Origin of the sequence: Wolbachia endosymbiont (group B) of Cyclophora punctaria (assembly GCF_964028235.1) — a bacterium.
Classification (GTDB): domain Bacteria; phylum Pseudomonadota; class Alphaproteobacteria; order Rickettsiales; family Anaplasmataceae; genus Wolbachia.
In genome coordinates this window covers 578417-589939 of record NZ_OZ034749.1, presented here as the reverse complement: position 1 = coordinate 589939, position 11523 = coordinate 578417, and the positions used below count along the sequence as shown (strand labels likewise).

Below are 11523 nucleotides of genomic sequence, written 5' to 3'. Positions count from 1 at the left end.
AAAACTTAGAGCTCCCTCTATTTTTTTGTGATTTCTTGATCTCACAATCTCTATATTTTAGCTTTTTAGATTTCTTTCTAGCAAGTCTATCTGCTTCTTTATTATAGGTATTACCACTGTGAGCCTTAACCCACTTCCAGTTAATATCATGCTGCAAGACAATTTCATTCAATTCCTTCCATAATTCCTTGTTCTTTACTGGCTTTTTATCAGCTGTCTTCCAACCATTTGTTTTCCACTTGTTGATCCACTCTGTTATACCTTGTTTAATATACTGACTATCAGTGTGTAAAACAACTTTGCAAGAAACTTTCAACATCTTTAGCCCGTTAATCACAGCCTTTAACTCCATTTTGTTATTCGTTGTGTTTTCTTCACCTCCAGAGATGCGTTTTTTGATAAAGATACTTTTATTTTCATACATCACCACGGCTGCCCATCCACCAGGCCCCGGATTTCCATCCATCTGTATATATTATAACCTTCTTTTTGTCCATATTGACAGGATATAGATTTAACATAAATTTGCTACTGAAATGTTGACACTAAGTTTCAAGATCTTTATCATGTAAAGGTGTGGGAGATTAATGAACCTGTCCTCACGATATTAGGTAAATCGTAATTGAGCTTTTGGGCTTGTATTTTTATTAGGAGGTTAATCTCTCACACCCAAAATAAGTGTTTTTAAAGCTCTTTATAGCTCATGAATTCATTTGCTGGGGTTTATGGAGGGAGTTGTAAAAGATGATAAAATAAACAGCTAAGGTGCGCAGTAGCATTCTATGGTCATCTATGAAGGTAGTTTTTTGCCAACTCTTGAAATTTAGCTAACTTTAATAGACTTTAGCACAAAAACGTTGAATATTTCTTCACAATTGTGTATAATTATTAATGCTTTTTAAGTCGATTCCCTATGGCTCTTTCAAAATTTTTAGATCCTAAGCTTGATTTAACATTTAAGAAAATATTCGGTACTGAAAAAAATAAGAATATCCTTATTCACTTTTTGAATGATATTTTGGGGTTTACTGAAATAAATACTATACAAGAAGTTGAATTCCTTAGCACCATTATGGACCCTGAAATTGCCTCTGATAAGCAGAGTATTGTTGATGTTCTGTGCAGAGATTCCACTGGGGCCAGATACGTGATTGAGATGCAACTCGCTCGTGATAAAGGCTTCGAAAAACGGGCTCAATTATATGCTGCTAAGGCTTACTCAAGGCAGGCTGATAAAGGTGGTAAGTACATTGATTTAAAGAAGGTTTTCTTTATTGCTATTTCTAATTGTAATTTATTTCCTGATAAGCTTGATTATATATCTAGCCATACCATAAGAGATGAAAAAACTAATGAGCATGACTTAAAAGATTTTCAATTTATCTTCATTGAGTTACCAAAGTTTCCCAAAAGTAGAGAAGAGCAGCTAGAAAATGTAGTAGATCGTTGGCTATTTTTCTTTAAATATGCAGAAGAAACAACTGATGAAGATTTAAGAAAAATAGCAGAAAAATCACCAATAATAAAGCTAGCATATGATGAATTAGATAAGTTCCATTGGAATGAGAAGGACCTATTAGCTTATGAAGAAAGGGTAATGGATTTACAGAAAGAAGCTGCTATCTTGGAACAAAAACTTGATGATGCTAAACATGAAGGCATCCAAATCGGCCATCAAAAAGGTAAAATTGAAGGTAAAATTGAAGTAGCAAAAAACTCGCTCAAGGCCGGTGTTTCTATAGATGTTATAGCTCAAATTACTGGTCTCTCTCATTCTGAAATTTCACAACTCAAAGAAAAAACATAATATCCCTACTTATTCACTTCAACATTGATGAAAATCTTTCCTAAGTTAGACATATCCCCTAATTAAGAATCTAGTGAACTGTCTAAAATGGCTATAAAGATTGCACATAGAATTATATAAATTACTATCATAACATTACCCAAACTTCTATATCAAAGCTACGTGCTGTAAGTTCAATATGGAAAACACATTAACCACTTATTTACCAATTCTAGTCTTGTATTTCTTATTCCTATTTCATCCATTTTAGTATTGGGATCATCAAACTTAGTCTGGTATCCCTAATTATTTTGGCTACCCTCACTTTAAATTTTCCACTACTTGGCATATTATAGCTCCACCTCTTATATTATAACCTACCTATTGAGATTACCTCCAAGTTTGGTTACTCCTATCTCAGAAAGACAATTTGATACTTCTGAATAGCTGTGAACTGAAGCATTACTTAAATAACTTTGAGGCTCTAAATTCATTTGCTTTGCACCATCAACTTCTAATCTACCATCTCCGTTGTGTAATATCTGCTCTATTGATTGACTTAGCAGCCCATTATTAAATTGAGCTATAAACTTGTCAAACTTTTTAGAACTTAATTTACCAGGACATCCTGCTTCTCTACTAGGACATGCTTTCTCTAAATACGAGCTTAAAACTCCTGAGATCTCATTAAATTGACCTCTTACGACTTTTCTAACAATATCTTTCTGCATTCCCATATAATCAATATTTAATCGATGCATTGATACACCACTTTTTAATCCAGCTTGCTCTACTACTTTCTCAAATCCCTTTGTAATATTGAGTGCATAGCCCTGTGCTTCTAGTGGAGATATAGACTGATCTACTGTAGAAATATACTTCTGACCTGTAAATCTTCTAATCAATAAGTCAAATAAAATTATTGTACCATTAAAGTCAACCTGTGATAGATAGTGATCTCCCATTTCTAATATTGTATTTCTACCCTTAGGCTTAAATTTAACAGGTGCTTGCCTTTCACACATTCGTTTTAGATTTGCATTTACATAATCGACGTTGTCTCGAAAGAAACCTCCATTTTTTTGTCTTTTATCTGTATCATCAGATGGTAATGTGGTACCTGTGAGACTACTATTACTTATCGACGCTTTGGCAAATTGCCCATCAAATTGTGATACTGAACTTGCAGTCCCCTCAGATTGAGAACTCAATAATCTACCTACAGAGCTTTTCACCAAAGAAATACAATAATTTATCCATGAAAATGGTCTTATACCACTGCTTGCTGCTATTTCAGGTTGATTACTTGAATTTATAGCAAGAGGTTTACGTGATAAGTGATGACGACTATGATCTCCATGATGATGACGGCGTTTGCGTCCTCCTCTTCCTTCACTGAGCTTTTCTTCTAAATATTCCACAATCTTATTGTGCCCCTTATCTTTAGCAATATCTAGAGGTGCTCTACCGTCAGCAGTTAAAGCATTGACATCAGCACCCTTTTCAACAAAATATTTAACTACATTTAATGAACCCAATTGAACAGCCCAATGAAGAGGTGTCCAACCTTCATTATCTTTGACCTTAATATCAGCACTGTTATCTAAAAGAAGTTCAATTATATTAAAATTATTCTTTTGAATGGCCCAAAATAAAGGAGTCCAACCCTGCCTATCTTGAATATTAACATTAGCACCTCGTCTGATACTTTCTCTCACTTTTTCAAGATCTCCTTTTTCTGCAGCAATTAATAATTCTTTATCTAGATTTAATTGTTTTTGTTTCAAAACTTCTACTATATCTTCGTAACCCTTTTGAATAGCTAGGTCTAAGGATGTCTTGCCGTACATGTCTGTAGCCTTTAAGTTAGCACCCCTGTCAAGAAGTAGATTTACTACATTCAACCTGTTTACATCAACAGCAATATGCAAAGGTTTCCTATTGTATGCATCTTGAGCCTCAATATTAGCACCTTTGTCAAGAAGAAATTGAACCATATTTGAATTACCTTCTTGAGCTGCAAAGTGCAAGGGTGTTCCTTGATATGTGATCTCATTATTAAACTTGGCACCCTGAGCTATAAGGAACTTGACCGCATCCCATTTACTTCCCTGAGCGGCATAGATTATAGGTGTCCAACCATTATTACTATCTTGAGTATCTAAGCTAGCGCCTCGAACTACAAAATCCTTAACTTCATTAAGATTACCACCTTGTACTGCAGTTAACAACTGCCTATCTAGACCTAATTGTGTTTGTTGTAAGTATTCTACAACATTATTATATCCTTTATCTCTAGCAAGATCTAGCGGTGTTTTACCATTCCTATCTTTAGCATTGACATTGGCTCCCTTACCTACCAGGTATTCTATTATATTAAGATGGCCATTCCAAGAAGCCCAGTGCAGAGACATCCAGCCGTCTTTGTCAACCTCATTAACACTTACTCCTTTATTAAGAAGAAGTTCTATAATATTTTTATTATCGTGCTCAGCAGCAATGTGTATAGGCTCTCTGCCATAAACGTTTTGAGCATTAATACTAGCCCCTTTGTCAATGAGAAACTTTGCAACTTCTAAACAGCCTTTCGACGCTGTATAATGTAGCGGTGTCCAACCATAGTTACTGGTATCATCAACGCTTACCTCCTTACCGAGAAGGAACTCTATAATATCTTTGTAATTCTTTTCAGCAGCAATGTGTATAGGTTTCCTACCAAAAATGCCCACTTCTATAGCATTAACACTAGCACCCTGACCAACAAATTTTTTGACTTCAGAGAGATCTCCATTTTCTGTGGCAGTCAATAATTTTTTGTCTAATTCTGTTTGTTTTAAAAATCCTACTATGTCTGTATAATTCCCTTGAATAGCCAAGTCTAAAGGTGTTTTTCCATCGCTAGTTTTAGCTTCAATATTAGCCCCTCGACTTGAAAGTACTCTAACTATATCAAGCCTGTCTTTGAAAACTGCATGATGTAAAGGTGTCTGGTCATCTTTGATTTTAGCTTCAATGTTAACACCTTTATCTATAAGAAATTCAATTATTTTAGGTGTAGTATTATTGTGCTGAATAGCCACATGCAAAGGTGTTAAACCATCATTAGTTTTAGCTTCAATGTTAGCCCTTTTATCTATAAGAAGCTCAATTATTTTCAATTGACCATAAGCATTTGCTATATGTAACGGTGTTTCTCCAATATTAGTTTTAGCCTCAATATTAGCATTTCGATTTAAAATTGCCCTGGATGTATCAAGCTTATTATCGTTATCAGAAGCATAGTGCAAAGGTGCCCAACCACGCCTATCTCTAATATTAACATCTGCACCCATACTGAGAAGATTCTTAACTTCACTAAGATTATTTCGTCTCACAGCATCAAACAGTTGCTCTGTAGATAGAATTGCTTTTTCTTTATTAAATTCCACTATAACATCTTCTGAGTTACAAATAGAAGCTATACACTTTGAGTTAGAAACTATTGCATCATTAAAAGCAAACATCATTTCTCTTGCCGGTTGATAAGTATTCCAGTTCTCTACTTTTACAAGAGTGTTATTTTTATGTGATAGCAATAAGGTATCATTTATAACTCTCATATTGAAATCTAATATAGACTTATCTTTCAAATCAACTAAACCAATATCATTCTTGTTAACAGGTTGATTATGATAAATCTGTAACCCTTGCTCATCTGGCTTATAATATCTGAAAGAACTAAATTCATCAGCTCTTTCTCCAAATTCTTCTGGTTCCATAATTTTGTCGCTCAACTCTATGGATAAATCCCAGTTTTTATGAACAGAAGAATAGTAATCCGATATTGATAATGCTCCTCTATCTGATAACAATAGCAAATCATTATTTAGCTTCAAAAAAAGAACTTTTTCTGAGTCAAATGTGAAACAATTATGATGATTTAAAAGGTTAGTACCATTAACACTAAATCTTCCATCTACTTTTAAGCTATGAGAGCAATAATCTCGCTCTAATTCTCCATTCTGAAGTTTGTAATATTCTTCCCCATTAAATGTAACTGTAACATCTTTATAATTTGATAGCAGGGTTATATTTAGGCCATTTTTGTTAATCTTTATTTCTCCTTTATTATCTTCTATAAATGGCATATCATTTAACGTACTATTTAGTAGACTAAAATCTAATATACCATTTGCTTGAGCAATCATAATATTAGCGTTTCTGTTATCGAAAAGATAAAGATGGCTTATATTACTTGGAGCTTTCCAGTAAAAATTATGGTGATCCTCATCAGGGTAAAAAATATGATTACTAGAACTACCTACAACACCATGATAATTAGTGTTTAATAATTGCTTTGTAATATTAAAGTTTGAATTGTCCATTTTTTGCAGATTATCCAACTTATTATCTAATTTTGTTATGTGCACATTTGTTACTCTATCAGTATTAATGTCTACTTTTGTTGGAGTTACAAACAAACCATCTGCTGTTTTTACTGATGTTTGTTTATCTACACTTATAAAAGCTCCACTTTTATTGTAGATATTTGTTATATTATTAGCATGAGTCATACTACCTATATCACTAAAATTTATTGGCAATAACACCAACCCTTTTCCACGAATAGAGTCACCAAAATAACCTTTTATTGTAGTAAAGTTTTTTGCTGTTATTACATCATTTCCACCTTTACCGTCTACATAACCTGCATGAGAAACTTCTATATGATTAGCTTTGCTACTTCCAATGACAGAGTGTATATTCTCTGAATCTGCAAAATTACCTCGTGTTACAACTATATTATTTTGTCCAGTAGAAGATCCACCTAAATTACATACAAAATTATCCTTTGCTATGTAGAAGAAATTTGTTCCTTGTTTATGAATATCACAATTACTTAACTGATCTGTAAAATAATACCTGTTCTGTACACTAGACCCCTGATTATCGATTCCATAACTATTAAGTAGTATATTCTTACCATTAAAAATAACATCAATAGTATAATTAGAAGTCACATTTATAAAAGCATCATTATTAGGTATGTAAAACAACATATTTGCAGGCAGCCTAGAAGAACTGCTTTTACTATACATAATTGCATTCTGGCAACCAGGCAGATACTCTTTTAAAGAAACTTTTTTCACTGTTGTAGACAATACCATATTCTCATACTCTGATCTGTAACCGCATTGTGCCACACCTTCTACTCTTTGTAAGGTTTTTTCACTTATCACTGTTAGATCAACATCATCCCCTTTAGGACCACAAATAGCACTATAATTTTTCATTGTACTTGGAAGAAGCCTGCTAATATGGTTGTTACCACTCTTTACATTGAGAGAGATATCTGAAACACGTGTTATCAATCGAAAATCAAATTTATTATCAACTATTCTTGTGTGACGGAAACAAGGAGTTATTCCCAAATACGCAGAAGCATCATCTGATTGCATCACCTCTCTTTTTCTCCTGAAAATAGACCCATCAAGGTATTTTTCTTCTGTAAGAAGTATAGAAGGTAATGATATGGCTATTTTATCATAACTACCCTTAAATTGATCTAAGATCTTTGATATATACTGTTTATATATTTCTTCTGCTTGCAGATCATTTCCTATATAATCTGGTAGTTTTTTACTAAGAAAGAAATCCCAATAAAGATCATGCTTTTCCTGATCTGTAAGACTCATTTGTTCTGTTAACTTTTCTACTTCAAGCTCTGCTTCTACAAATTGTGATATGATAATAACAGCAACTGAAATAGCAGCTCCAACCGGACCGGCAAATTCTCCTATTACTCCAGCTTCCATACCTATAGCCGACATTGTTTCAGTAACAACTGCAGGTACATCTGCAGCTATAAAAATGGAATTAGTTGCGATGTTTAGGTCAGCAATCTTTACATCTACAGGATCTGTTGCATTTTCCCTTGCTTTTATCGACTCCGCTAACCCTAAAAATGCTGCAAAGTTACCTATAGCACGTCCCATAACTGGAGCAAATCCCTTTAGCATCTGAGAATCAAGCTTTGTTCCTAACTCTAACATTTTTCCAGAGATTTTTTCACCAATCTTTGGCATTACCCAGAGATTTAATGCATCATAACCTAGCCCTTCTACATCTCCATTTGCTATATGTTTACCAACTAAAAATACCGTAAAGGCAAGACCTGCACCTTCTGCTACTTTCCCTATTTTTTCTGCTACTCCAGACCTTCTCAGGATATTTTTCATTTCTTCTTTATTTTCTATGTTGTCCTTCATCTCCTTCACAATATCCCTAATCTCTGGATCTATTGAACTTAGATCTATATTTTTAACTTTTGCGATAAATGCTTCTTCAACATTTTGGTCTATAGTTTCACCTCTAGATATTCGCTCAGAAACCTTGAAAAGCTGATCATAAAACTCAATATTCTTTACTCTTTCTGCTACCTTGTCAGCATTAAACAACTCTTTGATACGTTGTTCTTTTTCCTCTTCTGTAATCTCTTCTTCATCAAACGAATCCTTGCAGGCCATATTTACACTTCTTTCTCTTCTTGGTTTTTTACTTGGTGGATACTCTGGTGATGAAGGTTCTCTTTTTTCTCCTTTAGAACACTGCCCTACAGTAGGTAACATATGAACTGAACTATGAACTACACCAACAGGAATAAATCCTTCCTTAGCTGTCCTACTTGTTAAAATAAGTTTATTTGGATTATTAGATCCTTTATCGAAAACAACACCGATAAATTTCACCTCATCACCATCTGTGAGTGTTTTATAGGTAACGCCCTCTTTATACTCTTCATTTATTTGATCATTTGCTTCCCTCAATAAAGCTTTAGCTCCTTTGCCCTGCCTTGATGTCTTAAGTTCTAATCCTATTGGAGTGTACTCCTCAGCATTTCCACCTTGAGCTACAAACTTAATACCATGAACTAGCATATCAATGCGTTCCCCTCTACCAGTTTGAAACTCAGTTAAAACTAATGCTCTAGTTTCTGGTGATTCTTGTAATTTTAGGTCGCTATAATAACTAAATACTCCATTCAATATTCCCTGGAAATGAGCTTCTTTATTAACGAGACTCTTAAAAGGGAATATTCCTTCTCCAATTTTTTCTAATAATCCACTATATCCTTTTATTGATAAGGATTGGATATCTAGTGCTTTATCAAATGTTTCTTTTAACTCATTAGGATAAGGAACTTCTTTGAAAGTACCTTGAAATCTCTCAGCTCCGTTGTTGTACTCTTGTAAAGAATTATATTTTTCAGTCCAAATAGTAAGATATCTTCTAAAATCTGACTTGTATCTAGTATCAAAATTAAGATTTAATTCGACTATTTCCCTATTCCCTATTTCTCTATTTAATCTATCAAGAGGGAGTACTTCATTTAGCATGTTCAGAACATCTTTTCTGTTAGCTTCAATAATATTTATCACATAAACCAATTTCTCTGTATTTTCTGGAATAAGCACCATTGTTACAACTGCATGGCTTGCATCAAGATTAGCCGATAGTCTTTCTCTGGCTCTTTCAGCTGCTGGACGTCTAAGCCTACGAAGATTAGGATGCACTTCAGTAGGTATATTGCCTCCATAGATAAAAATGTATTTTTTTAAACTTGTTCCTGAATCTTCACTTAATAATAACAATTGCCCTAGTAAAAACCTACTAAAATAATGATTATCTCCCTTTTCCGGTGTACCAGGAAACGTGTGATAGATACGTTCCATATTATTTTTTATTCGTTTTTTTAGCGCATTTGTGTAGATTTCTTGCGTATCCCAATCATCAGCAGACTTTAATATATCTTGAAAAAGAGGAATTACTCTCCCCTCACGGCTCGACCCTCCGATATTAGAAATAGGAGATGAACTATCAAGATTGACACCAACACATAAAATTTCGTCCGCAGTGGTTAAAACCCGCATAACATTTGGTTGGAAGCCTTGTGCATACCTCTCTGCTTGTTGCAAAGCCTTATCTGGAGTGGCATTAGGACCTGCCCCTGCTTTTAATTCAATAATAATGGGAATAGAGTTTAATGCACGATCAGGACCACGAGCTAGCAGGATAATATCTGCATAACCCCTTCCTGCAAATTGCTCTGGATAAACTCTAAGATTATACCTATAGTGGAAATTCATGAAAACGCCTACCATAAATCCATGATGTGCTGCTTCACGTGCTCTGCTAGCATAGATTAGTGAGTCTGCATATTCGGAGTGAATTGTGTAAATCTTATCAAGAATTCTCCTTAAAGATGCTTTAACTGTTCGCTGATTGGAAATAGCTAGCTTCGCTATATCGACTTCGGGATCCCTCCATAACCCTTTTCTCACTTTTTTAAATTGAACTTCAGAATTATGTTCTATGTCTACTCCTTTATCTTTCACATCAACAACTATTTCTCCCTGATGACCGGCATCTTTAATGATTTTTATTGATTTAACTTTAATTTTATCTAGGTTATTTTCAATAAGAGAGTAAAGCTTGCCTAATACCTCCTTCAATTCACCTTGATCAAACTCTTGAGTGTAAGAATGAGAACCACTTTCTGATATAACAAATAATTTTACTTTATCGATCACATCTTTTTGACTCTTCATTTCACCATTTTTTATAATAGCTACCTTCAAAGTCTTTGCACCGTCAAAGCTAAAATAAATCTCCTTGATGTCTAGCTTTTTTGCCATCTCTGTATCCAACAAAGTAGAAAAACTACCTAGGAAGAAGTGTGTAAAAAACCCTGCTTTTTCTACAGAGTGTAAATAAGATGGAATCTGATCCACAAATGACTGAAATCTCGGTTCAAAAGATTTAAAATCCTCATCTTGCCGGCTTATACCAACTTCTTTATCTGCTTCCTCTATCAATAACTGTATTAACTCAAAGTCTTGTGGTCTTACTTTACCCATGACTCTTTTTAAGCCTTTTGCAAGCTCTTTATCATTATCAATAATATTCCTTTCAAGACCAAAATTATAATGGTTTCGTTTACCTGGTGCACCAACATGAAATAATTGTATTTGAATATCCCCATTACCATATTGAGTCTCAACTTCACCAGAAACACTAATCGTTGCGCTAAGCATTCCACTCATTGCTCTTATTTCAGGTTCACCTCCCCAAGTATCAGGGTTCCTCATGTTTTCCAAGTAACGCTCAAAATCACCTTCAACAAAATCTCTGAACTCATTTCTATAAGAACTTATGTGATCAACTACTCGATTACGAAATAAGTTTCTTACTAAATTTGCAAATGTATCATCATAATTCGCAGCACCTAAATTCCGAACCAAACCTCTAATATGATCTAAATTTTGGGTTACAGTTCCATCATTTCCAAATAGTACTTCATACCTTTGTCGAAATAAAGCATCGTCGTTTCTGACGGGTATTAAGTAAGCCATAGTAACAGACCAAAACAAGCAACTACCGTCTCCTGGAACATCGATTCTCTTAATCTGACTTCCACTTTCGGAATCAACATCAGATCTCCGATAACGCTTAAGTTGAGAAAATTCTCTAGCTTGCTCTATATATTGCACTTCATCCGATAATTCAGTAATCTTTGAATTAACATCTTCTTTTTTTAGATGATCTGTTGGATATTGTATCTTGAACACAAACCCCCTTCATTATATTATACTAAACCCACTATACCAAGCTTATTGTATAACCATCAGAGATATCAATAATAAAAGCTATTTTTGCCTACATGCTGACTTGTGTATATAACATTTGTATTACAATGC

General features: G+C 34.1%; 2 protein-coding genes and 1 pseudogene. 1 reads left to right on the top strand and 2 read right to left on the bottom strand.

Going from position 1 to position 11523, the window contains the following annotated elements; genetic code table 11:
* Positions 1–73 precede the first annotated feature (73 nt).
* Positions 74–497 (bottom strand): annotated as a pseudogene (rnhA, locus tag ABWU33_RS02800) (ribonuclease HI); the annotation flags it as partial.
* Between the two features lie 416 nt (positions 498–913).
* On the opposite strand from rnhA, the gene ABWU33_RS02795 reads away from it, so the two are divergent.
* Positions 914–1807 carry an Rpn family recombination-promoting nuclease/putative transposase gene (locus ABWU33_RS02795; protein WP_264686103.1) on the top strand — a complete coding sequence of 298 codons (894 nt, stop codon included), beginning with the start codon at positions 914–916 and terminating at the stop codon, positions 1805–1807.
* Positions 1808–2163: 356 nt separating this feature from the next.
* Here the strand turns inward: ABWU33_RS02795 and ABWU33_RS02790 are convergent, their stop codons facing one another.
* On the bottom strand, positions 2164–11394 hold the full coding sequence (locus ABWU33_RS02790) for an ankyrin repeat domain-containing protein (RefSeq protein WP_341814053.1): 9231 nt from the start codon (positions 11392–11394) through the stop codon (positions 2164–2166).
* Between the last annotated feature and the right edge of the window lie 129 nt (positions 11395–11523).